This is a genomic window from Nocardiopsis sp. Huas11, assembly GCF_003634495.1.
Lineage (GTDB): Bacteria > Actinomycetota > Actinomycetes > Streptosporangiales > Streptosporangiaceae > Nocardiopsis.
Genome location: NZ_RBKY01000001.1, coordinates 3,231,590 through 3,257,934 on the forward strand (window position 1 = coordinate 3,231,590; position 26,345 = coordinate 3,257,934).

General features: G+C 71.9%; 31 protein-coding genes. 11 read left to right on the forward strand and 20 right to left on the reverse strand.

Annotated features, from left to right (window positions below):
- Nucleotides 1–21: 21 nt before the first annotated feature.
- Nucleotides 22–561: a pyridoxamine 5'-phosphate oxidase family protein gene (locus DFP74_RS14670; RefSeq protein WP_121182214.1), complete on the reverse strand. Its 540-nt coding sequence runs from the start codon at nucleotides 559–561 to the stop codon at nucleotides 22–24.
- A 125-nt stretch (nucleotides 562–686) separates the two neighbouring features.
- On the opposite strand from DFP74_RS14670, the gene DFP74_RS14675 reads away from it, so the two are divergent.
- On the forward strand, nucleotides 687–1,145 hold the full coding sequence (locus DFP74_RS14675; protein WP_121182215.1) for a helix-turn-helix domain-containing protein: 459 nt from the start codon (nucleotides 687–689) through the stop codon (nucleotides 1,143–1,145).
- A gap of 119 nt (nucleotides 1,146–1,264) precedes the next feature.
- On the opposite strand, the gene mnhG is transcribed toward DFP74_RS14675, so the two are convergent.
- From mnhG to DFP74_RS14705, 6 genes are read right to left on the reverse strand one after another with little or no spacing between them, the layout of a single operon-like run.
- Entirely contained in the window at nucleotides 1,265–1,672 is a 408-nt protein-coding gene (mnhG, locus tag DFP74_RS14680) for a monovalent cation/H(+) antiporter subunit G (protein ID WP_121182216.1), read from the reverse strand.
- Nucleotides 1,669–1,992, reverse strand: a complete 324-nt coding sequence (locus DFP74_RS14685; RefSeq protein ID WP_121182217.1) for a monovalent cation/H+ antiporter complex subunit F — start codon at nucleotides 1,990–1,992, stop codon at nucleotides 1,669–1,671. The genes mnhG and DFP74_RS14685 overlap by 4 nt, the downstream gene beginning before the upstream one ends.
- On the reverse strand, nucleotides 1,989–2,597 hold the full coding sequence (locus tag DFP74_RS14690; RefSeq protein ID WP_121182218.1) for a Na+/H+ antiporter subunit E: 609 nt from the start codon (nucleotides 2,595–2,597) through the stop codon (nucleotides 1,989–1,991). Before DFP74_RS14690 ends, DFP74_RS14685 begins: the two co-directional genes overlap by 4 nt.
- On the reverse strand, nucleotides 2,594–4,267 hold the full coding sequence (locus DFP74_RS14695) for a Na+/H+ antiporter subunit D (protein WP_121182219.1): 1,674 nt from the start codon (nucleotides 4,265–4,267) through the stop codon (nucleotides 2,594–2,596). Before DFP74_RS14695 ends, DFP74_RS14690 begins: the two co-directional genes overlap by 4 nt.
- Nucleotides 4,267–5,097 (reverse strand): Na(+)/H(+) antiporter subunit C, encoded by an 831-nt coding sequence (locus DFP74_RS14700; protein ID WP_121182220.1) that lies wholly within the window; start codon nucleotides 5,095–5,097, stop codon nucleotides 4,267–4,269. The genes DFP74_RS14695 and DFP74_RS14700 overlap by 1 nt, the downstream gene beginning before the upstream one ends.
- Nucleotides 5,094–8,048 (reverse strand): Na+/H+ antiporter subunit A, encoded by a 2,955-nt coding sequence (locus DFP74_RS14705; RefSeq protein WP_121188261.1) that lies wholly within the window; start codon nucleotides 8,046–8,048, stop codon nucleotides 5,094–5,096. Before DFP74_RS14705 ends, DFP74_RS14700 begins: the two co-directional genes overlap by 4 nt.
- Before the next feature lie 306 nt (nucleotides 8,049–8,354).
- Here DFP74_RS14705 and DFP74_RS14710 point away from each other — a divergent pair, with 306 nt between their 5' ends.
- Nucleotides 8,355–8,828 (forward strand): MarR family winged helix-turn-helix transcriptional regulator, encoded by a 474-nt coding sequence (locus tag DFP74_RS14710; RefSeq protein WP_121182221.1) that lies wholly within the window; start codon nucleotides 8,355–8,357, stop codon nucleotides 8,826–8,828.
- Between the two features lie 44 nt (nucleotides 8,829–8,872).
- Here the strand turns inward: DFP74_RS14710 and DFP74_RS14715 are convergent, their stop codons facing one another.
- Complete coding sequence (locus tag DFP74_RS14715) at nucleotides 8,873–9,067, reverse strand: DUF397 domain-containing protein (protein ID WP_370013378.1); 195 nt, start codon at nucleotides 9,065–9,067, stop codon at nucleotides 8,873–8,875.
- A 219-nt stretch (nucleotides 9,068–9,286) separates the two neighbouring features.
- Nucleotides 9,287–10,096 (reverse strand): UTRA domain-containing protein, encoded by an 810-nt coding sequence (locus DFP74_RS14720; RefSeq protein ID WP_121182222.1) that lies wholly within the window; start codon nucleotides 10,094–10,096, stop codon nucleotides 9,287–9,289.
- Nucleotides 10,097–10,901: 805 nt separating this feature from the next.
- On the opposite strand from DFP74_RS14720, the gene DFP74_RS14725 reads away from it, so the two are divergent.
- Together DFP74_RS14725 and DFP74_RS14730 are read left to right on the forward strand one after the other, a co-directional pair.
- A complete protein-coding gene (locus tag DFP74_RS14725; protein WP_121182223.1) occupies nucleotides 10,902–11,174 on the forward strand; it encodes a hypothetical protein in 273 nt (90 codons plus the stop codon).
- A complete protein-coding gene (locus DFP74_RS14730; protein ID WP_147453870.1) occupies nucleotides 11,171–11,527 on the forward strand; it encodes a hypothetical protein in 357 nt (118 codons plus the stop codon). The genes DFP74_RS14725 and DFP74_RS14730 overlap by 4 nt, the downstream gene beginning before the upstream one ends.
- 84 nt (nucleotides 11,528–11,611) lie before the next feature.
- Here DFP74_RS14730 and DFP74_RS14735 read toward each other — a convergent pair whose 3' ends face one another.
- Entirely contained in the window at nucleotides 11,612–11,977 is a 366-nt protein-coding gene (locus DFP74_RS14735; protein WP_305037056.1) for a multidrug efflux SMR transporter, read from the reverse strand.
- On the reverse strand, nucleotides 11,974–12,735 hold the full coding sequence (locus DFP74_RS14740) for an SDR family NAD(P)-dependent oxidoreductase (RefSeq protein WP_121182225.1): 762 nt from the start codon (nucleotides 12,733–12,735) through the stop codon (nucleotides 11,974–11,976). Before DFP74_RS14740 ends, DFP74_RS14735 begins: the two co-directional genes overlap by 4 nt.
- Before the next feature lie 196 nt (nucleotides 12,736–12,931).
- Here DFP74_RS14740 and DFP74_RS14745 point away from each other — a divergent pair, with 196 nt between their 5' ends.
- From DFP74_RS14745 to DFP74_RS14760, 4 genes are all read left to right on the forward strand, one after another.
- Nucleotides 12,932–13,576, forward strand: coding sequence for a TetR/AcrR family transcriptional regulator (locus DFP74_RS14745; protein WP_233570988.1), 645 nt, complete (start codon nucleotides 12,932–12,934; stop codon nucleotides 13,574–13,576).
- 124 nt (nucleotides 13,577–13,700) lie between these two features.
- Entirely contained in the window at nucleotides 13,701–14,978 is a 1,278-nt protein-coding gene (locus DFP74_RS14750; RefSeq protein ID WP_121182226.1) for a dienelactone hydrolase family protein, read from the forward strand.
- A 133-nt stretch (nucleotides 14,979–15,111) separates the two neighbouring features.
- Nucleotides 15,112–15,777 carry a ClpP family protease gene (locus DFP74_RS14755; RefSeq protein ID WP_305037057.1) on the forward strand — a complete coding sequence of 222 codons (666 nt, stop codon included), beginning with the start codon at nucleotides 15,112–15,114 and terminating at the stop codon, nucleotides 15,775–15,777.
- Nucleotides 15,774–16,391, forward strand: coding sequence for an ATP-dependent Clp protease proteolytic subunit (locus DFP74_RS14760; protein WP_121182227.1), 618 nt, complete (start codon nucleotides 15,774–15,776; stop codon nucleotides 16,389–16,391). The genes DFP74_RS14755 and DFP74_RS14760 overlap by 4 nt, the downstream gene beginning before the upstream one ends.
- A 109-nt stretch (nucleotides 16,392–16,500) precedes the next feature.
- Here DFP74_RS14760 and DFP74_RS14765 read toward each other — a convergent pair whose 3' ends face one another.
- The 3 genes from DFP74_RS14765 to DFP74_RS14775 all read right to left on the reverse strand — a co-directional run bounded on the left by DFP74_RS14765 (nucleotide 16,501) and on the right by DFP74_RS14775 (nucleotide 19,390).
- Complete coding sequence (locus DFP74_RS14765; RefSeq protein ID WP_121182228.1) at nucleotides 16,501–16,896, reverse strand: helix-turn-helix domain-containing protein; 396 nt, start codon at nucleotides 16,894–16,896, stop codon at nucleotides 16,501–16,503.
- 158 nt (nucleotides 16,897–17,054) lie between these two features.
- Nucleotides 17,055–17,684, reverse strand: coding sequence for a TetR/AcrR family transcriptional regulator (locus DFP74_RS14770; RefSeq protein WP_121182229.1), 630 nt, complete (start codon nucleotides 17,682–17,684; stop codon nucleotides 17,055–17,057).
- Entirely contained in the window at nucleotides 17,681–19,390 is a 1,710-nt protein-coding gene (locus tag DFP74_RS14775; protein WP_121182230.1) for an FAD-dependent oxidoreductase, read from the reverse strand. Before DFP74_RS14775 ends, DFP74_RS14770 begins: the two co-directional genes overlap by 4 nt.
- A gap of 203 nt (nucleotides 19,391–19,593) precedes the next feature.
- Here DFP74_RS14775 and DFP74_RS14780 point away from each other — a divergent pair, with 203 nt between their 5' ends.
- On the forward strand, nucleotides 19,594–19,857 hold the full coding sequence (locus DFP74_RS14780) for a GlsB/YeaQ/YmgE family stress response membrane protein (protein ID WP_121182231.1): 264 nt from the start codon (nucleotides 19,594–19,596) through the stop codon (nucleotides 19,855–19,857).
- A gap of 73 nt (nucleotides 19,858–19,930) precedes the next feature.
- Here DFP74_RS14780 and DFP74_RS14785 read toward each other — a convergent pair whose 3' ends face one another.
- The gene (locus DFP74_RS14785; RefSeq protein ID WP_121182232.1) at nucleotides 19,931–20,833 is read right to left on the reverse strand and encodes a Gfo/Idh/MocA family protein; all 903 of its coding nucleotides are present in this window, start codon (nucleotides 20,831–20,833) and stop codon (nucleotides 19,931–19,933) included.
- Between the two features lie 361 nt (nucleotides 20,834–21,194).
- On the opposite strand from DFP74_RS14785, the gene DFP74_RS14790 reads away from it, so the two are divergent.
- Both DFP74_RS14790 and DFP74_RS14795 read left to right on the forward strand, forming a co-directional pair.
- Nucleotides 21,195–21,587, forward strand: a complete 393-nt coding sequence (locus DFP74_RS14790; RefSeq protein WP_121182233.1) for a hypothetical protein — start codon at nucleotides 21,195–21,197, stop codon at nucleotides 21,585–21,587.
- Nucleotides 21,587–22,084 (forward strand): ATP-binding protein, encoded by a 498-nt coding sequence (locus DFP74_RS14795; protein WP_121182234.1) that lies wholly within the window; start codon nucleotides 21,587–21,589, stop codon nucleotides 22,082–22,084. Before DFP74_RS14790 ends, DFP74_RS14795 begins: the two co-directional genes overlap by 1 nt.
- Nucleotides 22,085–22,192: 108 nt before the next feature.
- Here the strand turns inward: DFP74_RS14795 and DFP74_RS14800 are convergent, their stop codons facing one another.
- The 5 genes from DFP74_RS14800 to DFP74_RS14825 form a co-directional block, all read right to left on the reverse strand.
- Nucleotides 22,193–22,807 (reverse strand): 3'-5' exonuclease, encoded by a 615-nt coding sequence (locus tag DFP74_RS14800; protein ID WP_121182235.1) that lies wholly within the window; start codon nucleotides 22,805–22,807, stop codon nucleotides 22,193–22,195.
- Between the two features lie 23 nt (nucleotides 22,808–22,830).
- Nucleotides 22,831–24,093, reverse strand: coding sequence for a radical SAM protein (locus DFP74_RS14805; RefSeq protein WP_121182236.1), 1,263 nt, complete (start codon nucleotides 24,091–24,093; stop codon nucleotides 22,831–22,833).
- Nucleotides 24,090–24,614 (reverse strand): nucleoside-diphosphate kinase, encoded by a 525-nt coding sequence (locus DFP74_RS14810; RefSeq protein ID WP_121182237.1) that lies wholly within the window; start codon nucleotides 24,612–24,614, stop codon nucleotides 24,090–24,092. The genes DFP74_RS14805 and DFP74_RS14810 overlap by 4 nt, the downstream gene beginning before the upstream one ends.
- Entirely contained in the window at nucleotides 24,614–25,645 is a 1,032-nt protein-coding gene (locus DFP74_RS14815) for a thymidylate synthase (protein ID WP_121182238.1), read from the reverse strand. The genes DFP74_RS14810 and DFP74_RS14815 overlap by 1 nt, the downstream gene beginning before the upstream one ends.
- Nucleotides 25,646–25,911: 266 nt before the next feature.
- Complete coding sequence (locus DFP74_RS14825) at nucleotides 25,912–26,307, reverse strand: hypothetical protein (protein WP_121182240.1); 396 nt, start codon at nucleotides 26,305–26,307, stop codon at nucleotides 25,912–25,914.
- Nucleotides 26,308–26,345 lie beyond the last annotated feature (38 nt).

Sequence of the window (26,345 nt, forward strand, 5' to 3'; positions counted from 1 at the left end):
GTGCGGCGGTGTGCGGCGGGCTCACCGCCCGTCGAACCGCCACCGGGTCGCGGTCAGGCCGTCCGCGCCGTAGCCGAAGGCCCGTGCCGGCGTGATCCGGTGGAAGGCGTACTCCGGTGAGCCGGGCCGGGGGTCGCCGGTGACGGTGCCCGACCGCACCGTGAACTCCCAGTCGTACTTGTCCTTGAACGCGTCCGCGACCCGGCGGATGCCGGTGTCGTCGCCGACCCGTGCGGCGACGCCCTCGACGACCAGGTCCAGGTCGTCGTCGGAGGCGCTGATGACGCAGTGGGTGTTTCCGGCCAGGTTCACGGACTTGCGCGAGTCCGGGCGGGACGTGAAGCAGGGGGCGCCGTCGGCCCACACCAGCAGGACGGGCGCGGTGTGCGGTCGGCCGTCGGGCCGGACCGTCGTGAGCCAGACCTTCGGCGCGGCGGCCAGGAACGCTCGGGCCCGGTCCCAGGACTTCAGGGTCGCCGGGTCGGTGCTGAAGGGCGTCGCGTCCGCCTCGGCGAACAGGAGTGTGGTGGCGGGCGTGGATGCGAAGGTCGATGCGGTCATGATCGGGCTCCTGGAGTCGCGTCCGGCCGGTGCGGGTGATCGTGTCAGTTCCCTCAAGGAACTGACTACCGTGACCGTAGCACGACTCAGTTCCTTGAGGGAACTAACTCGGTTAGGCTGACCGCATGCAACGAACCCGGTTCGGCGACATGGCCTGCTCGATCGCCCGCACCATGGACGTGATCGGAGAGCCGTGGTCCCCGCTCGTCCTGCGCAACGTCTACGTCGGGATCAACCGCTTCGAGCCGCTCCAACAGAGCCTCGGCATCTCGCGCAAGGTGCTCACGGAACGGCTCAAATGGCTGGTCGAGAACGGGGTCCTGGACCGGGTGGAGTACTCCGACCGGCCGCCCCGCCACGAGTACGTGCTCACCGACAAGGGTTGGGAGCTGTGCGACCTGCTCATGGCGATGGTGCGCTGGGGGGACCGCTGGACGGCCGGGGAGGCGGGACCGCCCGTCCTCTACCGCCACCACGCCTGCGGAGAGATCGGCCATGTCGAACCGCACTGCTCGGTGTGCGGAGAGCCCATGCACGCGACCGACATCGACGTGCTGCCCGGCCCGGGGGCCGCCGAGCACTGATCACGGCGCGCGCGAGGGCCCCGGAGGCGGCGGGCGGCCTCCGGGGCCCTCGGTGTGCGGCGGGCGATCTCCGCGCCCGCGGTCGCTCTGCGCGCGGCCCCTCCGGGGCGCGCCCGTGGTCACTCCTGCGGCGGGCGTGCGGGTCGCGCCTCCTCGGCGCGCTTCTCGCGCTCCAGCCGGTCGAACAGCTCGTCGGTGACCAGCAGGTCCTCGTCGATCCGGCCGGTGCGGTAGCCGACCCGGGCGGCGATGTGCGCGGCCACCGGGACCGTGATGACCTGGAACAGGCCCACCACCACCAGCATGCCCACCGTGAAGATGCCGGTCTCCACCGGCATCAGCCGCAACCCGATCCCCACCAGCACCAGCAGAAGGCCGAGCACCTGCGGCTTGGCCGCGGTGTGCATGCGCGAGAGCAGGTCGGGGAACCGGATCAGGCCCACGCTCGCGACGAAGGACAGCGTCGCCCCCGCCAGCAGACAGAGCACGGCGATCCAGTCCAGGACCGCCACGAATGCGTCGCTCACGCCGCACCCTCCCCTTCCGAGTCCGGGACCGGTTCGGACGGGACCCGCTCGCGCAGGGCGTCCTCATGGCGCCGGGCCACGAACTTCGACACGCTCACCGACCCCACGAACCCGACCAGGGACAGCACCAGCAGGACCGGCAGGACCGTGGGGTCGCGGTTCAGCGCCGCGTAGGCGCCGAGGCCCGTGAGCGCCGACGCCACCAGCACGTCCAGCGACAGCGCCCGGTCCAGGATGCTCGGGCCCACCAGCATGCGGGCCATGCTCAGCAGCGCGGCGGCGCCGAGCAGGACCGCGATGGCGATCCACAGTGCGTTCACACGCTCTCCGTCCCGACGGTCTCGGCCGCCTCCATCTTGGCGATGTCCGTGCGGGTGCCCAGCGCCCGCACGATCCGCTCTTCCAACCGCCACGTGTCCAGACGGGCCCGTTCGGCCCCCGCCTCGTCGTACGTGCCCAGGTGGTGGACGTACAGCACGTGCTCGGGCTGGCCGACCTCCACCACCACGCTCCCGGGGATCACCGACAGGGCGATCGACGTGCACACCAGCATGAGCTCCGAATCGGTGCGAAGCCGCACCGCGATCACCGAACTGAGCACCGGGCCGCGCCGGAAGGTCTGCCCGGTCACCTGGAAGCTGGACAGCACCATCTGGGAGAAGAAGTACACGAGCAGCCGCAGGAACTGCCAGGGATGGAAGCGGAAGCCCTCGGAGACCGGCGGCAGCGGGAACACCACCATGATCAGCACCGAGACGCCGAACCCCAGGACCAGCAGGCCCAGGGACTCCTCCCGCAGCCGGAACCCGTCGAACAGCAGCATCCACACCACGGTCGTGCCGAGCGCGATCGGGATCTGCACCTTGCCGAGCCTGCGGCGCAGCGCCTGCACGCGCCGCGGTCGGTCGGCGGTCGGTCTGGTCATCGGCTGCCTCCGAGCACCGCGTCGATGTAGGGCGTACGGGCCGTCAGTTCGCTCGCGGCCTCCGAGGAGTAGGCGATCAGGGGGCCGGCGAACACCGTCAGGGCCAGTCCCATGGCGACCAGCGCGACCGTCGCCCCCACCATGGACCGGGGCAGGACCGCCGAGGTCACGACCGCGGTCGCGGTCGGGCCGGACGTGTCGCCGATCCGCGACGACGGTCCGACCGCCTCGGCCGGCCCCAGGGCCGCCGTCGAGGAGTCGTCGGAGTCCTCGTTGTACTCCAGGACCGTGCCGGGCTCGGCGACCATGCCCTCGGCGGGCGTCCGCCAGAACGCCGAGTTCCACACCCGGGCGATGACGTACAGGGTGAGCAGGCTAGTGAGGACCGACGCCGCCATCAGCGCGTAGGCCAGCGGTGTGCCCGCCTGCGCGCCCGCCTGGAGCAGGGCCAGCTTGCCCAGGAACCCCGACAGCGGCGGGATGCCGCCCAGGTTCATCGCGGGAACGAAGAAGAGGATGGCCAGCATGGGTGCGATCCGGGCGAGCCCGCCCAGGTTCTCCAGGGACGTCGATCCGCCGCGCCGTTCGATCAGACCCGTGATGAGGAAGAGCGTGGTCTGCACCGTGATGTGGTGGGCGACGTAGAAGATCGCCCCCGCCAGCCCCAGCTCGTTGCCCAGGGCGACGCCGAAGACCATGTAGCCGATATGGCTGACCAGGGTGAAGGACAGCAGCCGCTTGATGTCGTGCTGCGCGACCGCGCCCAGGATGCCCATGATCATCGTCGCCATGGCCACCCACAGCAGGAACGTGTTGATCTGGGTCCCCGGGAACAGCAGGGTCTGTGCCCTGATGATCGCGTACACGCCCACCTTGGTGAGCAGGCCCGCGAAGACCGCCGTCACCGGCGCCGGGGCGATCGGATAGGAGTCGGGCAGCCACGCCGCCAGGGGGAACACCGCCGCCTTGATACCGAACGCCATCACCAGGAAGACCTCCAGCACCAGCCGCAGCTCGGTGGAGATCTCCGGCAGCCGCTCGGCCAGTTGCGCCATGTTGACCGTGCCGGTCGCCGCGTAGACCAGCCCCAGTGCGATCAGGAACAGGACCGAGGACACCAGGGAGACCACCACGTAGATGGCGCCCGCGCGCATCCGGGACTGCGTGCCGCCCAGCGTCAGCAGCACGTAGCTGGCGGTCAGCAGGATCTCGAAGCCCACGTAGAGGTTGAACAGGTCACCGGCCAGGAAGGCGTTGGAGACGCCGGCCACCAGGATCAGGTAGGTCGGCTGGTACACCGACAGCGGCGCCACCTCGGCCTTGCCAGCCATGCCCTGGCCGATCGAGTACACCAGCACCGCGAGCGTGATGGCCGCGGAGACGGTGACCATCAGCGCGGACAGCCGGTCCGCCACCAGGGTGATCCCGTGCGGGGCCTCCCAGCCGCCGATCTGCACGGCCTGCGCCCCGGACAGGTCGGCGGCCACCATCAACAGCACTCCGACGGCCAGCACGACCGCGAGCGCGCCGACGCTCAGCCACTGCTGCAACCGGGGCCAGCGGATGCCCAGGGCCAGTTTCACTCCGGCGGCGAACAGCGGCAGGACGACCGGCAGCGGGATGAGGTAGTGCACGTCGTCGACGAGGAGCGTCAGGAGGAGTTCCGTCATCAGTCGTTCCCTTGCAGGTCGCTGTCCTCGGCACGTGCCTGGCGCTCGCGCTCGGCCCGCATGGTCTGGCGCGCCTCACGCCGCTCGGCCCGGATCCGGCGGCGCAGGTCCCGCCACAGCGCGCGCTCGGCGGAGCGGTCGGCCCGCCGGTGTTCGCGCAACTGGCGCCGCGCCAAACGGATCCGGCCGCGCAGTTCCTGGACCTGGGCGGACATGCTCTCGGTCCGGTACGTGAGCCGGCGCATGGTCTCCTCCGAGCGCGCGTCGCCGTCCCCCGCCTCGGCCTGGGCCTCGTAGCGGGCCAGTTCGGCCTGTGCGGAGGCGATCTCGGCCTTGAGTCGCGCCTGCTCGATCAGTGCGTGGCCGCCGGACTCGGCGACGTTGGCCTGGAGCTCGGCCCGCTGGGCGCGGATGTCCGCGCGCATCTGCCTGCGGATGCCCAGGACCTTGCGGCGGGCCGTCCGGCGGCCCTCGTGCTGGACGATCCTCAGGTCCTCGGCGTCGTCCTGGACCTCGTCGTTGCCCTCCAGCTGCCAGCTCCGGTAGGCCATCGCGAGCAGGAACGCGGTGATCCCCAGGGTGATGACGATGGCGGTGAGGATCATCGCCTGCGGGAGCGGGTCGGTCATCTCGTCCTCGGGCGTGAGCCAGAGCAGCGGTGGACCGCCCGCGGCGCCGCCCGCCGCCAGGATCATCAGGTTGACGCCGTTGCTCATGACGACGAAGCCGAGCAGGACGCGCGTGAGGCTGCGCTCCAGCAGGAGCACGACGCCCACGGCCACCAGGACGCCGGTGGCGAGGACGAGGACGAGGCTGGGTGTGTCGTTCACGTGGCGAGCTCCTCGGCGTTGCGGCCGGCACCGGCCCGGGCGGACTCCTCGTCGGCGTGGGCGGCGTCGCGCTCGATCTGTTCGTCGACGCGGGCGCCCAGGCTGCGCAGGATGTCCAGGATCAGGCCGATCACCAGCAGGTACACGCCGGTGTCGAAGACCAGGGAGGACGTCAGGTGCAGGTGGCCCATGAAGGGGATGTGCAGGTCCAGGGCGGCGCCCGCCAGGATGTCGTCGCCGTAGACCGCTCCCGCAAGGGCCGTGCCGGTGGCCAGGGCCAGGCCGGCGCCGATCAGGGCGCCGGGCTGCACCCACGCCGTGGCGTAGAGCTCGTAGCGGCCGCCCGCGAGGTAGCGGACGATGAACGCGAGCCCGGCGACGATGCCGCCGGCGAAGCCGCCGCCGACGGCGGTGTGACCGGTGAGTAGCAGGTACACCGAGATCACCATGACCATGGGGAACAGGAAGCGGGAGACCGCCTCGAAGATGACCGAGCGGCGGTGCGTGGGCAGTGCCTCCGCGCCGAGCAGCCAGGCCCCCTTCCACGTGGGTCGCAGGTGCAGCCGTTCCGGTGCCGTCCGGAGCCCGCCGAGGTCGAGCGAGGCCTGCCCGGCGGTGGGCCTGGGCGGCGTCGCGACCGACACGGCCATGGTGCCGGGGGCGGCCCGGCGCGGCTGGGCCCGGCGGCGGACGAACATCAGGCTGGCCACGCCGGCCGCGGCCGCGGCCAGCACCGAGATCTCGCCCATCGTGTCCCAGGCGCGGACGTCGACGAGCAGCACCGAGATGATGTTCTCGCCGCCCGCCTCGCGCGCCAGCGCGGGGTAGCCGTCCGAGATGGACTCGGCCTGGCGCCCCGCGAGCGCGAAGTAGGTCATGCTCGCCACGAGCGCGCCCGTGGCCGCGCCCAGCACCAGGTTCCACAGCCGTCGCCCCTTCAGGGCGGGGGTGGAGAAGTGCGCGGGCAGTCGGCGCAGCACCAGGACGAAGACCACCAGGCTGACGGTCTCGACGAGGAACTGGGTGAGCGCGATGTCGGGCGCCCCCTGGAGGTAGAACAGCACCGCGCACCCGTAGCCGGTCATGCCGACGAGGATCACCGCGAACAGGCGGCGCCGCACGATCAGCGTGGACAGGCAGGTGAGGATGATGACCACGGTCGGGATCAGCTGGACGGGGTGATCCCACAGGCGTATCGGCGGGGTCTGGGCCTCCCAGAGACGGCCGGCGAGCAGCGGGATGGCCGCGGCCACCACCGTCGTCACCAGGATGGTGCCGAGGTAGACGGGCAGCGAACCGCGCTGCGTCTGGCCGGTGACCTGGAGCGCGAGGGTGTCCAGCGCGGCCAGCATCCGGCGGTAGATCCGCTCGGGCTCGACGAAGGAGAGCCGGTGGCCCAACCAGACGACGCCGTGGCGGAAGCGGAAGAGGACCAGTCCGCCGACCACGCACAGCGCGGACAGCAGCAGCGGCAGCTCGAACCCGTGCCACAGCTCCAGGTGGGTGATCTCGGTACCAGGGGTGTGCGGAACGGTATCGGCGTAGCGCGCGAGGAGGGGGTCCACCGCGGAGGAGAGCGGACCGCCCAGCAGGCCGAGTAGGGCCAGCAGGGCGGGGGCGGCCAGGAACAGCGGCCCGGGGGCGTGCACCGGGGTGGCCGGCACGCCCTCCTTCACCGCGAACGCGCCCCACAGGAAGCGCAGGCTGTAGGCGACGGTGAGGGTGGATCCCACGACCATGGCCGCGAGCACCGCGGTGTCGACCGCGCCGCCGTGGGCGTAGGCGCCCAGGGCCAGCTCCTTGGCGGCGAACCCCGCCGTGGGCGGCAGGCCGGCCATCGACGCCAGGGCGAGGACGGAGAGCCAGAAGGTGGCGGGGGAGGACGTGCGCAGTCCGGAGAGCTCGCGCAGGTCCCGGGTACCGGTGCTGTGGTCGATGACGCCGACCAGGAGGAACAGCGGCGCCTTGAACAGGGAGTGCGCCACGAGCATGGCCAGTCCGGCCAGGGCGGCGGCGCGGGTCCCGGTGCCCAGCAGGGCGACGAGGAAGCCGAGCTGGCTGATGGTGCCGTAGGCCAGGAGGAGCTTGAGGTCGAACTGGCGCAGGGCCTTCCACCCGGCGAGGATCATCGTCAGCGTGCCGAAGAACAGCGCCATGGTCTGCCAGAGGACGGCATCGGGGAAGGCGGGCGTCAGCCGGGCCACGAGGTAGACCCCGGCCTTGACCATCGCCGCGGCGTGCAGGTAGCCGGAGACCGGGGTGGGCGCGCGCATGGCGGCCGGCAGCCAGAGGCTGAACGGGAACAGCGCGGACTTGGACATCGCGCCGATCATCACCAGGACGAGCGCGACGCTGACCATGGTGCCGGAGGGGGGAGCGGCGACGATCTCGGAGATGACGTAGGTGCCCGCGCTCTCGCCGAGCAGGATCATGCCGACGAGCATGGTCAGGCCGCCGAGGGTGGTGACGGTGAGCGCCGTCATGGCGGCGCGGCGGCTCTCCTTGAGCTCGGTGCTGTGTCCGATGAGCAGGTAGGAGAAGACCGTGGTCAGCTCCCAGTAGACGAAGAGCTGGATGAGGTCGTCGGCCAGGACCAGGCCGAGCATGGCCGCGGCGAAGGCGACGAAGACCCCGGCGAAGCGGCCGAGCCCGGGTTCAGAGTCCTCGAAGTAGCGGGCGCAGTACACCAGGATGACCGCGCCGACCCCGGCGGCGATCAGTGTCATGACGAGGCCGAGCGTGTCCATGCGCAGGCCCAGGCGCAGGGAGAACTCCGGCGCCCACGCCATGGCCTCGGTCAGGTCGTCCCCGCCCAGGACCGCGGGGACCTGGAACAGGGTCCAGACCGTGGCCGCGGCAGGGACGATCGCGAGCGCGAGGAAGGCGTTGCGGCCCCACCGGCGCACGAGTAAGGGGGCGACCGCCGCGGCGAGGACATGCGCGATCAGCACGGTCGTCAAAGTGCCCCTCCCGGACTGCTCCGGTCCCGCGCCGCGCAGCGGCGCACCGGTCGCGGCCAGGGTCGTCGCCGTCGGCGACGCGTGCCTGCCGCGGGTGCGCCCTCGCGGGCGGACGTCCGCCGCCCCGGCACCGTCCGCCTCGCCCGCAACCGGCGTCGTCGGGAAGGTGTGGTCTCGGTGCGTCGGGGCATGGTTTATTTGCGTACTCTGGTTATTTAATAGCTAGGCTATACAACCGTCAAACCGCCGCGCGGCCTCCGGTGCCCCGGCGACCGCTTCGTATGCGAGGACCGCTCCGTGCCCGACGACCACCACGAGCCGGCCGAGGACGGCTCCGCCGCCCAACTCCAGGAGTTCCAGCGCGCCTGGACCGAGCTGATCAACGCGGCGATCCACGCCCGCACGCGGAGCGGTCAGTGCCGGGCCGCCGATGAGCTGACACTGACGCAAACCCTGCTCATGGAGGCGGTCCGAGGCCTGCCGGACCCGACCGTGGGTTCGGTCGCCAAGGTCGTCGGGGTCTCGTCCCCCTCCGCTACCCGTATGATCCAGCAGCTCGAACGCAAGGGGATGATGGCGCGCCGCCGGGCCGAGCACGACGAGCGCAGGACTGTGGTGGCCATCACCGAGGAGGGTGAGAGAGTCCTCGCCGAGCGGCGGCTGGAGATGGAGTGCAAACAGCGCCGGATCTTCGACGCCATCGATCCGGCGCTGCGCCCCACGGTGCTGGAGGTCCTGCACGGTCTGCGCGAGGCCATGGACCAGGCCTGAGACGGGTAGGTCCCGGCGTACTCACAGGAGTCGGAGTCGCGCTGTTACAGGCGGTCGCGGCGGGCGCTGGCGAGGAACGCCCGCCATTGGCCCGAGTCGGCGAAGGTGAGGTGTCCGAGGTCCCTGTGCTGTGTGTCCCGGACGGCGGCCCCGCCAGTCACGTCGGCTACCTCCACGCAGTTGTCGCCAGACCCGCTGTAGGACGACTTCCGGAAGTTCAAAGCACCATTCGGCATCATGTCGGTTCCCTTGACTCAGACGTAGTTGCGTCCAAGAGTTACCCACTGTGCGGCGAAGGCCCCACCGGTTGTGGGGCCTTCTGTCGTCCGGCTACAGGCTGTCGCGGCGCGCGATGGCGAGAAACGCCCGCCATTGGCCCGAGTCGGCGAAGGTGAGGTGCCCGAGGTCCCTGTGCAGCATGTCCCTGTTGCCGACTCACGCTTGCTCAGGCGCTTCGGTCAGAACTGGTCCGCGCCGACCGCCTGGCCGATGGGGAAGACGTGCCGGGTGGCGGCGCAGATCGTCTCAAGGGCGTGGACGGGGACGTCCTCGGTCGAGAGGCCGACGCGAAGCACCTGTACGACCCACTCGCCGGGGATGTCGAGCAGGTCCGCCTCGTACGGGGTGGCGGGGCGGCATGTCAGTGTTTCGGTCGCATGACCGAACCGGTGTCCGAGGTCCTCGATGGCGGCTTGCAGCGTGGGCAGCACGAAGCCCTGGCCGTCGAGCCGGGTGTTCTCGCCGACGTCGGTGCGGAAGTAGCTGGTGGAGATGCGCACCGGGACGCCGTTGGCCCAGAACATCTTGCGCCGGGCGATGACGTGCTGGCCGGGATCGACCCGGAGCCCGGCGGCGACGTGCTCGTTGGCGGGCTCCTGGCCCACGAACAGCATCTTGCGTTCGGGAGTGAGGCCCTGTTGTTCGGCCTCGGTCAGGTAGAGGCTCTTGGAGCCGCGAGTGGACGGTGGTGTCGGCAGGGCGCGCTGCACGAGGACCCTCGGACGCGGTTCGGTGGGTCCAGCGGGTGCCTTGTGCTCACCGGTCCCCGCCTTCTTCATCTGGCTCACCCGACCAGGCGTGACACCAAGGAATCGCGCGATGTCATCCTGCAGGGTCCCGGCCCCCTGCGCCTCGACGATGGCCCCGCGGCGGATGCGGGACAGTTCCACACTCTGTCCTTGCAGGCCCGCCATGGCGTGGGAGGCCGCTCGTGCCCTTTCCAGCGGATCCTCGATGGCGGCGATGTCATGCAGTGTTCGTGCGTCCACAGCGGTTCCTCTTGCTCGGTTGCCTCGACTGAACTTTAGTCCCCCTATTGCGCCTGCCGTCGGATGGAGTTACTCTCATCACACACGGTAGTTTAGCCCCCCTAAAATCGGGCGGGTCTGGCTTCCGGCCAGCCGGGCGCTTTCAGTCACATGGCAAGTGTGCCCTAGCCGGTCGGGCCGCCGTGTTGTGGTCGCCAGCGGGGCGTGACCTCTCCGTCATGCCTCATGGCGCGCCAGAAAGCGTTCGGATCCAACGGCCGGACCGCCGGCCTCGACTGAGGAGGCGCCCTGTGCGCTACCTGCGTTCTGTGGACCTGGAGGCCGTGCGTGCTACGGCCGCGCGGTCCTTCCACCTGACCCGAGCCCCCGAACCCCGCGACCCCCTCGCTGTTCGGGAGAGGACGGCCGAACCGTCGGAGTCGGTCGTGGTGTCCTTCCCGGACGCTCCGGCACGGCCCCCGGCCGTTGACGGATGGGAGCGGCGCCCGTTGGCTCCGGTGCTCTCCCTGTCCGAGCACTACCGGCACCAGATCCGTAACCGGGGGCCGCTGCGTACGGCGGCGTTCCGGGCATGCTCGTGTGGGTGGGTCGAGCGTCCTGTGCCGCATCGGCCCAAGCACGCCAAGTGCGCGGCGCGACCGGAGCAACCCGTGAAGCCTCGCCGCCGACGTGGGTCTCGGGTGCGGGCCTATGTCTCCCACCCGGGCGGGGATCTGGCTCCGCTGGCGTTGGCGGTGCGCACGTGGATGTCGGTGGTCGGGGCCTCGGGTCCGGACGGCGGGCACGGGCTGAGGGAGGTGGCCTGATGACGATCTGCGATATCCGTGAGCTGCCGTCGCTGGCCGCGTTGAAGGTCTGGGCACGCCAGAAGCGCGTGGCGGTGGAGTACCTGGGGAGGTCGCTGCGTGACGAACCCGTCTACGGTGCGCGCTGCGGTGTGGTGACCAGGGTGGCGCGGGGCAGGCGGGAGGGCCCGAGCCGGGTGGTGTGGGCGTGGGAGTCGCCGTTGGAGCGGCTCTCGCACGGCGACCTGGGGGAGTGGGGCAATCACTTGAACCGCAAGGGGTGCAGGCCATGACCGGAGGCGGCCTGCCCGAAGACCCCTGTCCGCGCTGGTGTGAGGCCGACCACGGCATCGACACCGAACGCCTGCGCCACCTGCGCCTGGTCCGCGACCGGGGCGAGGAGGGCGTGAGCGTGTGGCTCACGCGCTCGGACAGCTGGGCGGGCAAGCGCGGCCTGGGGCTGGTGGAGGTGACCGTGTGGGCCCGTCGGGGCGGCTACACCCGAACCTCCCTCGAACCGTCGATGGCCCGCCTGCTCTCCACTCTGGCCGAGCGGTGCGGGCACGCCGAGCTCTCGACGGCTCTGGCCGAGGCCGCCGCCCTGCTGGACGGCTCCAGACCCGCGCCGCGGACAGCGCCGACGTGAGGCCGGGAAACGGCCGGGTGCTCCGTGCCCGGCCGCGTCGACGCCGTGGACAGTGCCTCCCCTAGGGCCGCCGGAACCCGGCCCTCAGGGGTGCGGAACCCGGGCCTCGGCGACGTGGAGTCCGGCCACGCCGACCAGGATGAGGACGAGGAAGCCGATCCGCCACGGGTCGGCGCTCTCCCCGAGCAGGGTCATGCCCGCCAGCGCGACCCCGACGGCGCCCAGCCCCACCCACACCGCGTACCCGGTGCCCACGGGCAGGTCGCGCAGCGCCAGCGAGAGCAGCAGGAAGCTCACCGCCGCGGCGCCGACCGCCAGGACGCCCGGCCACGGCCGGGTGAACCCCTGCGACTCCTTCAGGGCCAGCGCCCACACGACCTCCAGCACCGCCGCCGTGCCGAGCAGGACCCAGGGCAGGGGGAGCCAGTCCGGCGGCTGGGGCAGGCTCACGCGTTGGCTCCCGCGTCCACGAGGAGGGCCGTCCCCGTGATGCGGCGCCCGCCCGGACCCGCCAGGTGGGCCACGGAGGCCGCGACGTCCTCGGGAGAGGCGTAGGAGCCCAGGGCGGTCAGCGCCCGCTCTGCGTCCGCGCCCTCGCCGTCGGCCGGGTTCATCTCGGTGTCGGTCGACCCCGGATGGACGAGGTTGACGGTGATGCCCCGCGGGCCGAGCTCCCGTGCCAGCGCGCGGTTGAGCCCCAGCAGCGCCGCCTTGCTCGTCGAGTACAGGGTGGCCTCGGCCACGGGCGACCGCTCGCTGAGGTTTGTGCCGATACCGATGACGCGGCCACCGGCGCCCATGTACCGCACCGCGGCCTGGGCGGAGACGAACGCGGCGCGGGCGTGGACCGCCATGGCGTGGTCGAAGTCGGCCACGGTGACATCCTCGAAGGGCCCGAAGGGCGCGACGCCGGCGTTGTTGACGAGGATGTCGGGTCCGCCGAGGCGCTCGTGGACGGTGTCCACCGCGGCGCGGACCGCCTCGGGGTCGGCGGAGTCGGCCTGTAAGGCGAGCGCCCTGACCCCGAGCGCGCGGGCGCGGAGGACGACCTCGTGGGCCCGGTCCTCGGACCGGACGAAGGTGAGCGCGACGTCGGCGCCGTCCGCGGCGAGCCGCTGGACGATGGCGGCCCCGATGCCCCTGCTGCCGCCGGTGACGAGGGCGGTCCTTCCCTTCAGCGGCGCGGCCGTGGTGGTGGATGCGGACATGTGTGCTCCCGGTGGTGTGCGGTCGGGTCCCGGCGGGCCGGGACGGGCGGGGCCGGGAGCGCGGTGCGCTGTCCGACCCATGTCGGCGATACTAAGTGGAAATAATTCCACTTACAAGGGCGAGCGGGCGACGGTGACTATACTCGCCGCCAGTGCGCAGGTCACCGCGTACAGACGACGGGGGAGTGGTGCGGCAGTGAGCGATCCCGAGCCGGAACACCTGGAATGCCCGGAACGCCCGGTGCGGCCGGTGCTGCCCATGGCCGGGGCCGCACGGCCCGAGCGCGCCGACGCCGCGCGCAACCGCCGCGCCCTGCTCGCCGCCGCCCGCGAGATCCTGGCCGAGCGGGGAGCCGGGGCGATCACCCTGGAGGCCGTGGCCGCGCGCGCCGGAACCGGCGTGGGCACCGCCTACCGCCGCTTCGGCGACCTGGCCGGCCTCACCCACGCGATGGTCGACGCCCAGGAGCACGAGTTCCAGCGCGGCTTCCTCAGCGGACCGCCGCCCCTCGGCCCCGGCGCGCCCGCCCTCGACCGCCTGCACGCCTTCGCCGACGCCTTTCTCGACCGCCTGGAGGAACAGGACGAACTCCTGGCGGTGGCCGAGACCGACTCGCCCCAGGCGCGGTACCGCAGCGGCGCCTACGCGGCCCACCACGCGCACGTGGTGTCGCTGGTGGCGGGCCTGCGCCCCGACGCCGACGCCGTCTACCTCGCCGACGTCCTCCTCGCTCCGCTGGAGGCGGCGCTGCACGTGCACCAGCGCCGGGACCGCGGGCTGAGCGCGCGGCGGGTCCGCGACGGGGTGCACGGGGTGGTGGACCGGCTCCTGGCCGCCTGAGCGGAGTCGGTCGAACGGCTGAGGGCTGGGCCCGGGGGCTCGTCCCGGGGGCCGATGCCGGTCCGGTGCGCGCTCCGTAGGCTCACCACCCGAAGGGGCGCCCGGCCCCCGAGGGGAGACCACCATGATCTGGCTGGAAGCCGTCCTCTTCGGTGCCGCGGTCCTGGCACTCGCGCTCGCCCTCCTCCTCCGCCGGGCCCGGCGGAGCGGCCGGGTCCGACGGGCACGCCGGGGAGTACGCGCCGTGGAGTGGACCGCGGCCGCGGCCGCCCTGGTCCTGGCCGCGGCCGGCGGGCTGGTGGTGTGGGCGCTGCCGCCGGTCGACTTCCCGGAGCCGTCGGGCGGGTACGCGGTCGGCACCACCACCGTCCAGTGGACGGACCGCGACCGCGACGAGACCTGGACGGAGGACCCCGACGACCGCAGGACCGTGGTCGCGCAGCTCTGGTACCCCGCCGAACCGGGAACGGGCACCGCGGGCGCGCCCTACCTCGGCCGGACGGCGGCGGAGGCCCGCGTCGTCACCGACGCGATCGCCGACGGCTTCGGCCTGCCCGGCTCGCTGCTCTCGGACGCCGCCCGGGCGCGCACCCGCGCGGCGGCCGGCGCCGCACCGGTCCGCGACGGCGCGCCGCTGCCCGTCGTGGTCTTCTCACCGGGCCTGGGCGGGGTTCGCGGCCAGAACACCGCGTGGGCCCAGGAGCTCGCGAGCCACGGCTACGTCGTGGCGGCGCTGGACCACCCCTTCGACTCCGCGGCCGTGGTCCTCGACGACGGCACCGTGGTGCGCGGACGGCTGTCCGTGCCCGAGGGATCCGAGGAGGAGGACCGGCTCGTGTCGGAGTGGACGTCGATCCGCGCCGACGACATGCGCCTGGCCCTGACCCGGCTCCAGGAGATGGACGCCGACGCCGACGGGCCGTTCGCCGACCGCCTGGACCCCGGTCGCGTCGTCGCGGCGGGCCATTCCTTCGGCGGTTCCGCGGCCCTGCACGCCGCCGCGGGCGACGACCGGTTCGCCGCCGTCATCGACATCGACGGCTTTCCGCACGAGGCCGACGGCCTGGCCCTGCCCCGACCGCTGCTCGTGCTCGTCGCGGGCCGGGGCACGGGGGACGCGGTCGCCGACGCTCGCTACGCCGACGCCGTGACCGCGGCCCTGGCTGCCGCCGACGGGCCGAGCTGCGCCCTCACGGTCGAGGGGGCCGCGCACCTGAGCTTCACCGACGCGCCCCTGTACCTGCCGCCGGTGCCCTCGATCGTCGGCTCGGACGGGCGGACACGGCCGCTGGCCACCACCGCGGACGCCACGCTGGCCTTCCTCGACGCGGCGCTGCGCGACCCGGCCGCCGATCCCCGCGCGGCCCTGGCGCCCTTCGGGGCGACCGAGTGCGACTCCTAGCCGGACCGGGTCTGCCATGGGCAGATCTGCCCCCGGCCGAAATCGTGGAAGTCCGGGGGTGCGCCCCCGCACTCTGGAACCACCGGTCGGGCGGACGAGCGCTCCGCCCCCAGGGCCGGGAGAGGAGAGTTCCATGGGCATCCACGCAGGGATCATGGCCACCGAGGAGGGGGCGGGCGGCAGGTTCGACGACCTGCTCGCCACGCGCCTGCTCCGCAGCCGCGTCGTCATGCTGGGCACGCAGGTGGACGAGGAGAGCGCGAACCGGGTCTGCGCGCAGATCCTGCTGCTGGCCGACGAGGACCCCCGGCGCGACATCACGCTCGCCATCAACAGCCCCGGCGGCTCCGTGCACGCGGGCATGGCCGTCTACGACACCATGCACTTCGTGCCCAACGACGTGTCCACCCTGGTCATGGGCTTCGCGGCGAGCATGGGCCAGTTCCTGGCCTGCGCGGGCGCGCCGGGCAAGCGCTACAGCCTGCCGAACGCGCGCATCATGATGCACCAGCCCTCGGGCGGGCTCGGGGGGACGGCGGCCGACATCGCCATCCAGGCCGAGAACCTCTCCTACACGAAGAAGACCATGGTGCGCCTGATCGCCCAGCACACCGGGCAGACGGAGGAGACCATCACCGCGGACCAGCACCGCGACGCCTGGTTCACGGCCGAGCAGGCCAAGGAGTACGGCTTCGTCGACCACGTGGTGGACTCGGCGGCACAGCTGGAGGGCAGCGGACTGCGCCTGGGCGGCCCCAACCCGGGGTTCGCCTCGCGCACGATGGGAGGGGACCGATGAGCAGCTACACCGTACCGATGGTGGTCGAGCGCACGCCGCACGGCGAGCGGTCGTTCGACGTGTTCAGCCGGCTGCTGTCGGAGCGCATCATCTTCCTGGGCACCCCGATCGACGACGACGTCGCCAACGTGGTCATGGCGCAGATGCTGCACCTGGACTACGACAGCGCCGAGACCGACATCCAGCTCTACATCAACTCGCCCGGCGGCTCGAACACCGCGCTCACGGCCATCTACGACACCATGCGCTTCGTGCGCGCCGACGTCGCCACGGTGTGCATGGGCCAGGCCGCCTCCGCGGCCGCCGTGCTGCTCGCCGCGGGCACGCCCGGCAAGCGGATGGCGCTGGAGCACGCCCGCGTGCTGCTGCACCAGCCCTCGACGCAGACCCAGGGGCACGCCGCCGACCTGGAGATCGAGGCGTCGGAGGTCCTGCGGATCCGCTCGCAGGTGGAGGAGATCCTGTCCCGGCACACGGGCCAGACGCAGGAACGGCTGCGCGCCGACACCGACCGGGACATGATCCTCACCGCGCAGCAGGCCAAGGACTACGGCCTGGTGGACGGGATCGTCACCGTCCGGGAGTCCGGTTCGTTCGCCGGCGTCGCGGCCTGAGGAGGCGAACGGGCCGGGCGCCCCGCCGTGAGCCGTCCCCGGCCGGAGCGGCCACCGGCGAGTGCGCCGGTGGCCGCTCCGGCGCCGGGTGAGCGGACCGGCTCGGAGGTCAGGCCGCCAGGGACATGACCTGGGGCCGGAGCCGGGCGTGCGAGGACACGGGGGCGCCCGCGCGCCGGAAGTCGCCCGCGCCGGTCCTGGTCAGCCTGACCAGGGTGGTGCGCTGGTAGAGCTCGGCGAGCACGTCGGTCAGGCTCAGTCCGAGCGAGCGGTAGACCGCGGCGAGGACCTCGGAGGAGGCCTCCTTGCGGCCGCGCTCGATCTCCGACAGGTACGGCAGTGACACCTGGGCGTCCTCCGCGACCTCGCGCAGGGTGCGGCCCTGCTCGTTGCGGGTGCGGCGCAGCAGGTCGCCGATGAGGTCGCGCATGAGCGGCTCCTCACGCGCCTCATCGCGCCGGTCCTGTCTGGCTTCGTCCAGGGAACGCAGGACGCTGTCGGTCATCGGTGGCCTCCCGGCGCTGGGCACTCGTCCGGCTTCGAGCCTACGCCGGGCGCACGGCCCCGGGGGAGGGGGCGGCGGTGCTTCTGCGGACGGCAGAACGGTCCCGCGGCCGACGCGGACGGGCCCGCGCACGCCGTGCCGAGCGGCGGCGGCCCGCCTCAGCCGCGGGCCGCGGATCCCTTGAGCAGCCCGGCCTGCGTGTAGACCGCGCGCAGGAAGCGCTCCGCCTCGGCCTCGTCCAGCGGCCGCGGCTGGAGGACGCGGTAGACGACGGCGCCCACCATCATGTCCACCAGGACCTCCAGATCCGTGTGGGCGGGCAGGTCACCCCTCTCCCGGGCGCGCTCCAGCAGCACCATGCTCACGCGGCGGCGCGGCTCGATGTGGTGGTCCCAGTACGCGCGCATGATCCGGGGGTGGGTCTGGGTGGAGCCCAGGGTCTGGGCCAGCAGCGCCCGGAAACCCGGCCGGGCGAGGGTCTCGGCCGCGCCCGGCAGCACCCGCTCGATGAGATCCGGCAGCGAGGTGGCGGCCAGGGTCTCGGGGTCGGGATCGGGGATGTCCGCGCGGGCGGACTCGATCGCCTGGGCGATCAGCTCCTCCTTGGTCGACCAGCGCCGGTAGACCGTCAGCCGCCCCACGCCCGCGCGCGCGGCGATCGCCTGCATGCTGGCGGCGCCGGCGCCGCCCTCGGTGAACAGTTCCAGGGCCGCGGTGAGGATGGCGTCGTCCACCTCGGGCGAACGGGGGCGTCCGCGTCCCCGGGGCCGCTCCGGGCCGGTGCTCACCGGGACCGCCCCCGGTGCAGCGCGCCCTCCAGGACCGCCCGGGGCGAGTCGCCCGGTCGGCCGCGCCAGGCCAGGTGGGCGTCGGGCCGGATCAGCAGCATGTCGCGGAGTCCCTCCTCGGTCGGGGTCAGCGTCGTGACGCGCTCGCCGAGCAGCGCCCGGACGACGTCGGTCGTCGCGGGATCGTGGTCGGCGGCGAGCAGTACCCAGTGTGCCCCGAGTTCGGGGTGCAGGCGCGTGCGCGAGCCGTCCTCGCGCAGGCACGGGAGGTCGGGGACGCGGTCGCCGGGCTGGGGGACGCGCGAGGCCAGCGGGCGGCGGCGGGCTCCGAGGGGGCCGCGCCGGTAGGAGACGCCCAGCTGGGAGGCCAGGCGTGTGGCCCAGCGCTGCACACTGGGCAGGTCGACCAGCCGGAGCATCACGTGCTCGCGGACGAACCGGACGAGGGGGCCCTCGCCCAGCTGGAGCCGGGAGTTGGCCGTGGTGACGCGCAGGACGTCCTCGGCCAGGGGGCGCCGCTCGCCGCGGTAGGTGTCCAGCAGGGCCGTCCGCGCCCGCCCGTCCAGGACCAGCACCAGCTTCCACGCCAGGTTCTCCGCGTCGCCGATACCGGTCAGCATGCCCTGGCCGCCCATGGGGGAGTGGATGTGGGCGGCGTCGCCCGCGAGCAGGACGCGGCCGTGGCGGTAGTCGTCGACGAGTCGGCGGTGGATGCGGAACACCGAGGTCCAGACGGTGTCCAGGACCTTCGCGTCGGGCTTGCCCGACCGCAGGGGCAGCAGGCGGCGCAGCTCGGCGAGGACGGCGTCCTCGTCCCGGCTGCGCTCGTCCATGCCCGGCGCGTAGGCCATCAGGCGCCAGACCAGGCCGTCGCCGGAGCCGCCCGCCGATCCGCTCGCCGGCCCGTCCGCCGAGCCGTCCGCCGATCCGTCCGCCGGCCCGCCCGCCGATCCGTCCGCCGATCCGTCCGCCGAGCCGCCCGCCGATCCGCTCGCCGGCCCGTCCGCCGAGCCGTCCTCGGGGTCCAGGCCGTCCTCGGGGTCTGCGCCGCTGCCGAACCCGGCCTCCTCGCGCATGGGCAGGGCGCCCAGGATGCCGTCGCGGTGCATCCAGCCGTAGGAGCCGGTGGGTGCGAGGTCCCAGTCCATGTGGACGTCGGCCAACAGCCAGGTGTCCTTGACCGGGGCGCCCGGGAAGGCGGCGCCCACCAGCTTGCGCGTGGTGGAGTGGGCGCCGTCGCAGCCCACCGCCCAGCGGGCGCGGACGGTCCGGCCGCCGTCGAGGGTCGCGGTGACCCCCTCCTCGTCCTGTTCGAGCCCGGTCAGGCCGGTGGACCACTCGACACCGCCGCCGAGCTCGGCCAGGCGCTCGCGCAGCGCGCGTTCGATCCGGGACTGGGGCAGCAGCAGGGCGGGAGCGGCGGTGCGCAGGCCCGTGTCACCGAACCGGACCACCGAGACGGGCACGCCCGCCGCGTGGACCGTGATCGTCATCGCGCTGATCGCGTCCTCGGGCAGGTCGCCGAGCGCGCCCAGCCGGTCCAGGACCTCCGAGCCGCGCGCGTGCAGGAAGTTGGCCCGCGAACTGGTCGCGGGGCCCTCGGCCCGGTCGACGACGCGCACGTCCACGCCTTGGGCGCGCAGGGAACAGGCCAGGGTCAGGCCGGTGGGCCCGGCCCCGACGACGAGGACGTCGGTGGTGTCCATGGGGTGCCTCATTTGATTAACGGTACAGGGCTGTAAACAATATAGGCCGGACGGTGCCGATCCGCCAGGGGCGGCGATCGGGCCGAGACAGGAGGTGTGAACGTCCCAATTCATGGCAAAGGCTCTACGTGTACGGAGAGAACGCCGTGTCCCGCAAGCTCGGACCGGGAACGACGCAGAAGCGTCTACCAGGGGAGGAACCTGTGGAGATCACCGGAATCATCAGCGCGCTCATCGTCGGCCTCATCGTCGGCGCGCTCGGCCGACTCGTCATTCCCGGCAAGCAGCACCTGCCGATCTGGCTCACCCTGCTGCTCGGTATCGTCGCGGCCGTCCTGGGCGGTTGGATCGCCGGGGCGATCTGGAACGCCTTCCTGTTCGTGCTCCTCGTCCAGGTCCTCGTGGCGGCGGGCATCATCTGGCTCGCCGACGGGATGTACGCGAAGAACGCCAGGGGAACCGCCTGACCGTCCGGCCCCGCCGCTCAGTCCCGGCCCACCGGCACGGAGCCGGTGGGCCGGGCGAGCGGCCGAACCCGGCTCAGGGCACGCGTACGGTCCGCCCGGTGCGCGCCGACTCCTCGGCCGCCGCCAGGATCCGCACGACGTCCCGGCCGAACGCGACGCCGCACGGATCGCCGACGCCGCTCTCCACCTGGGCGAGCAGGCGGTCCACGGCGTTCCCGAACGCCGCCACCGCCGAGCGGTCGCCGCCGGGAGCCGTCACCCAGCCGTGCTCACCGTGCAGGGCGACCTCGAAGGTCTGCGCGTCGGGAGCGGCGTCCAGCGTCAGCGCGAAGGAGCCCACCGGGCCGCCCCGGTGCCGGGTCAGCACGTGCGCGGTGTCGCGCGGTCCGAGGACCGACGTCACCTCCTCGACCGCGCCGAGCACGGGCAGCACCACCGACAGCGCGTGCGGGCCGATGTCCCACAGCCCGCCCTTCTCCCGCCGCCACGGCGAAGCGCCGAAGGGGTTGTCGGGCTGGAAGATCGACGCGAACATCGTCACCCGGGCGCCGTCCCAGCCGCCCGACTCGACCGCCTCGCGGACGAAGCCCTCCACGCTGTCGGAGAACCGGTTGGTGAAGAAGACCATCGAGGCGAGTCCGCGCGCCTCGCACTCGGCGACGACGCGGTCGGCGACCTCGGGGGAGAGGGCCACGGGCTTGTCCAGCAGCAGGTGCCGGCCGGCCCGCGCGGCGCGCAGCGCCAGATCGCCCTGGATGTGCGGCGGCAGCGCGATGGCGACCGCGTCGACGTCGGCGAGGAGCGCGTCCACGTCGTCGTAGGCGCGGGTCCCGTAGCGCTCGGCGAGCACGGCGGCCTTGGCGGGATCGCGTCCCCACACCCCCGCGAGTTCGACGCCGGGATGGGCGGCCAGCGCCGCCCCCTGCGTCTCCGCCGCCCAGTACCCGGTGCCCAGCAGTCCGAACCTCAGGCCCATGGCCTGTCTCCCCTCGTCGTCACGTGTGCGGTGCCATTGTCCATGGGAACGCTCCCATGGATCCGTCCGGGGGCGGGGTGCGGCCGGTTCTCCGGTGTCGGGAGAGCCAGATCCGATTCCCTCTGGTCACAACGGAAAGGAAAGTGCCCCAAATTCGGACGAATGAGAAATGCCTCTGACCTGGGGTGACCGCGTTCTCTGGAAAAGAAGGAGATTACCTCTCGGTAGAGTCGCCTTCCGCCTCGAACATGCCCTAATGTTCTTGGCAAACACAACCGAACAAGCGGAGGCCCCGCGACGCTAGCTTGCGTCCGAGGCCGTGGCCAGCAATAACCACCCTTTAACTCAAAGGATTGCCGACATGGCTCAGTTTAGCCCTGCCGTCCTCAGCTATGCCATCGCCCTCCTCCGTGCCCTGCTCACTCCCGCGCGCGGACGACACTCCGTCGCCCGCCGATGCCGCTCCACCAGGGTCCGCCGCTACGCGGCCGTCCCCGTTCCCGCGCAGGCCAGCGCTCCTCCAGCACCTCGCCCCTCGCCCCGTCTGGCCCCTCCTCGCGAACGCATCCCGGCCGAAGACGTCGCCCTCGTGCGCGGCTACTACCGGGCCTTCGAGAACGAACGCGCCATGGCCCGCGTCCAGGCCCAGGCCCGCGCCCGCCTCGACCAGTGGACCGCTCGGCCCCCGGTCGGCGACCTGCTCGCACCCGTCTCCGGGCCGCGTCGCGCCGAGTACGAGCGGGTGGCCGCCTGATGCACGCGATCACCACCGAACCGCGCCCGGTCGCCTTCTGGGAACACCGCACCTACCCCGGAGCACTCTCCCACCTGCGCCAGGTGCGCGCCCATCTCGCCACCGACCTGACCGGGTTCGACCCCGACCTGATCGACACGCTCCAACTCGTCACGAGCGAACTCTTCGCCAACTCCGCCAAGTACACCCGCGCCGAACCCCCGTTCAAGGAAGTCATCCGAGCCCTGTCCATGCCCGACCCGCGCACGCTGCGCGTCTCCCTGAGCGACTGCGGCGGAGGCGGCGGAACTCCCCGTATCCCGACCGAGCGCACCACCGATGAGTGGGATTGGGCGGAGGGCCAGCGCGGCCTCGTCCTGGTCGAGAACCTGTCCACAGCCTGGGGACACTTCCGGCTCGCCCCCTGGGCCGACCTCGGCACCCACGTCTGGGCCACCTTCGCCGTCGACCCGGACCAGACCCCGGCTAATCTGCGCCCCTACCATTTCACCCGCTGAAAACCCGGGTTCGTGTCTCGTGGAAAACGATCACGGGACACGAACCCGGATGCGCCGGAATACCTCGGTTCGATGCGACCCGGGGCGAACGGAGCAAGGAATTCCTCGCTAGAACAAGGTCGGTTCCTCGTGGGGCAAATCTCGACCTGCGGCTCGCACCAGGTCGGTCAGAGAACGGACCGAAGCACTCTCGGCCAAGGCGACCAGGACCAGGGCAGCCGCGACAGTGTCCCAGAGCGCTCGGTGCGGACGGCTGTCGGGCACCAGGGCGTTGACCCGATCACCCAACTGATAGCGATTCACGAGCGCACCGAGGCCCTTGGGGCCAGGGACGTTCAGGGAGCGGGCCAGGCGCAAGGTGTCGATCAACCCGGCCGGGGCCACCCCGGGGTGGCGCAGGCGCAGCAGTTTGTAGTCGACGCCGACGTTGTGCCCCACGAGGTAGCGGTCGCGGATCTGGGCCACCAGGGCGTCATCGATCTGCTCGGGTCGGGGCGCGTCCTGGAGGGTGTCGTCGGTCAGGCCCGGGCTGATCCAGGGGCGACGCGGGACGGGGCGGCCCGGGTGGACCAGGGTGTCGTAAGCGGCGTTCATGTCGGGGGACCCGTCGACCAGCGGCACCAGGGCGATCTCCAGGATCGCCTCCTGGCCACGGTCCTGGGCTCCGGTGCCCTCCAGGTCCAGCGCGACCAGGGGAGCGGTCGTCCAGTGCCGGTGGTTCATATCGGGTCCCCCTTTCGGTGTGGTCAGTCGTCTTCGTGGCGGGCTGCCGTGGCCAGGCGCTCGCGGGCCTGTTCGAGCTGGCGCTGTTCTTCTTCACTGAGGGTGTACCCGTTCAGGGTGCGCCCGTGGGCGCGGTGCGCGTGCGGGTGGTCGACCTCCCACACCTGGTAGCGCAGCGCGTGCTGGAGAGCGTAGCGGCGCTGTTCCCCGAGGGCGTGGGTGAGCACGTGCCCGTCTTCGACGAGGAAAGGGGCATCGGTGTCGTATCCGAAGTCCGCGAGAACTCCCCGGATCTCGTCCTCGGTCGGCGGGTGGTAGTCGTCTGCGCACCGCTGGCGCTGGGAGGCGGGGCAGATGTCGCACAGCTCTGGCACTCCCCAGTGGCCGTTGTAGTCGGGTACCTGGTGGGCGCAGGTGACGCCGCAGCTCGTCTTGCGGAACAGTGGCACTGTGGTGCCGTGCTCCTTCCATGCCTGGACGACTCGGGCGTCCAGTTCGGCTGGGAGGACCTTGCGGCGCTGGTAGTCGTCCTCGTAGGGCACCTCTACGCCGAGTTCGCGCAGGTAGGCGGCGTTCTCCTGCTTGTGGTAGTACCCGGTGAACACCAGCGCGTCCACTTGGGCGCGGTCGGCGACGTCGAGCACGCCCCGCATCGTGTCCGGGTCGTCGTTCCACCCCGGGGTGATGGGCCGCCAGTACAAGATCACCTTTGTCCGGCGGCGGTGCGCGGCGGCGGTCTCGATCGACTTCACCGTGGTCGGCGATTTCGCGATCGGCTCCACTCGGGCGTCGGTGATGCCGGAGTAGGTGAACAGCAGCGTCACTTGTACGTGATTCAGGGCCTCGAACCGCTCCATGTCGGCCTTGCTCACGTGGAAGCGGGTGATGATCAGCACCAGGTTGCGCAGGCCGCGACGGTCCAGCTCCGCCAGCACGGCGAAGGTGTGCGGCTTGACCCCGGGCAACAGAGGATCCGTCGCCTTGTTGAAGAGCTGGAGCGGCGTGGTGTGCGGGGCAAACGCCTCGTTGCCGACCAGCATCTCGACGGCCTCCTCTGTCGTGATGAGGAGTTGGGGGGTCTTGTTGTCGAAGTCGCCCCAGAAGTGCCGCACGCAGTACCCGCAGTCCAGCGGGCATCCGATGATGTGGTTGAGCGACAGACCGCTCTTGCGGTTGGTGATGATCTGCGCCATGTAGGGGTCGAGCCCGGCCTGCTGGTCGGTGGGCATCAAGGCCAGGGTGCGGGGGCCGACAGGCAGGGTGGGTCCGCTGATCAGTTCGGTCATCGCTGCGGGGTCTCCTCGTGCAGGGGGCGGATCAGGTGCGCATAGGTAGGGCCGAACCACACGCCGAACTCGCGCTCGGCACCGGCCGGGTCGTCGCTGGTGTGGATGAGGTTGTTGATGAACCGGCCCTCAGTGCGGGCGTACGCGGTTGAGTCGGTGCCGTAGTGGCCGCGGATCGTGTCGGTTGCGGCTTGGGCGGGGTCGTAGTGGCCCAGCAGGGCACGGATCCGTTGCGGGGTGTCGTCAGCGGTGCCGTGGAACAGGGCGACCGTCACCCGTTGGCCGACCCAGTTGCGGCGCAGCTCGGCGGCCACGTCGAACGGGAACCGGTCCTGGAGTGCGAGCATGTCGTCGTAGTGGGCGCGGATCTGTGCCTCGGTGACGACCACGGTGCGGCGGTACACCAGCAGGGCATGAGCGCCTATCCATTCCAGGATCGGGTTCACCAGGCCTCGGCGGGTGGCGTCCGGTTTGCACAGGGCCACCGTCCACCGCTCCCAGCCGTCATCTGGAGTGCCCATCAGGCCACCGCCCCGACGTCGGTGGGCATGCGGTTCTTCCACCGGTTCATGACCAGCCACCGGTAGCCGCCATCGAGCGCGGCCAGATGGTCGGCGCCAACAGGGTCGTCGGTGTGCTTGATCTGCCGGTAGATCTCCAGCAGCAGCACGACTTGGCGCCAGTACTCCGGCAGGTCGAGCGCGCCCACCTGGTCCACCGTGTAGTCGGCCTGGCCGGTGCGCAGCGCCTCCTCGTGCTCCAGGACCACGCACATAGTCGCCGTGCCGGTGGAGGCGGGCATCACCGGTGAGGGGAAGGCCGGCCGGACGTAGCCGGGTTGGCGGGGCTCGTTGAGCAGGCGGCGCACGGCCTTGGCGTCGCGGTCGTTGACGTGCATGGACCCGACGTGGTGGGTGTAGTGGCCCAGCTCGACGCCGAGTTCGCGGGCAGCCACCTCCTGTAGGAAGGTGAACGCGAACACGTCCGAGACCATCCCCATGTATGCGTCGTTTCCACGCATGTAGCACGTCAGGTGCAAGCGCCCCTCGCGCAGCAGGAACTGTGCGGCCAGGGTGCAGGACACGTCCGGGTTTGCGGCCACCGCCAGCTCCTCGGCCCGGTAGATGCTCAGCACCGCGCGCTTGGTGTCGGGGTCGGCGCGCAGCAGTTCCACCACCCGATCCCACTGGGTTTCGCCTCGGGCGTCGGGGGCGAAAATTTTGATGCCGTACGCGGTACCGGTCAGGGACCGGCCGTTGGCGGAGTAGGTGGCCATACCGGGGGCGTAGTAGCCGATCATGTCCAGGTCGTCGCGTCCGGCCGCGTACCACAATGTCTCGGCCAGGTTGTAGACGACGTTGACCGGGCGGCGACGCAGGAACGGCAGCCGGTTGCGCGGATTGGTGAGCCGGAAGCTCACGTTGGTGATCTCCGCCGAGTCGTTGCCGCGCGAGGAGGTGCGGTGGTCGGGCTCGGCGGTGACGCTGTCCAGGACAGCGAGGTAGGCGTCGTGGAAGGAGTCGAAGGTCGGGGGTGTCGGGAGGAAGGACATGTCACCTCGTCAGGGGGTTCGGTTGGTTTCCGGTCGGCAGGGTCGAGGCATTTGGGGACGGCCCTCTCCCGGGGCGGGTTGGCCCAGTCGATACGCCTCCACCAGCGCGGTATTGGCCTGGGCGTGGCCTAATCCGCGCTCGCGGGTCAGAAGGCGGTAGGAGGCGGCCCAGTCGCCGTGCTGTCCGTCGACCAGCCAGGTGATACGGCCCAGGTAGGTGATGCACGTGTTGCCCGCCGTGGTCGGCGGCGCGGAGAAGGGGGTCCTCACCGCAACCGCCTCCGCTCGGCCAGGTCCAGCTCCTGGTCTGGGTTGTAGGCGTGCCAGGTCGTGCCGAGACGTAGCTCGACCACCCCGGAGGGAGGCCGCTGCACGTTCGTGATGACGCGCAGGTGGCCCGGCGCCATCCGGACGAGATTGCCCCGCTGAAGCTGGTCGACCCGTGTGGGCGTGCCGGCGGGCCTGTACCGCCTGTCCGGACACTGGGCCGCGTACAGCCGCCGACCCAGCGTTTCCACCAGGGCCGCGCGAATGACGTCGTCGGGCTCGGTGCGCACGGCGACGAACTCGCCGTCGTCGGTGGTGATGCTCCAGTCCGAGTGGATGCGCCGCAGCTCGGCCAGGGCGGTCGTCTCGGTATCGGTGAGGTCCCTATCAAGCATTCGGGTCGTTCGTGTGTTCACAGTGCCCCCTGAGGCAT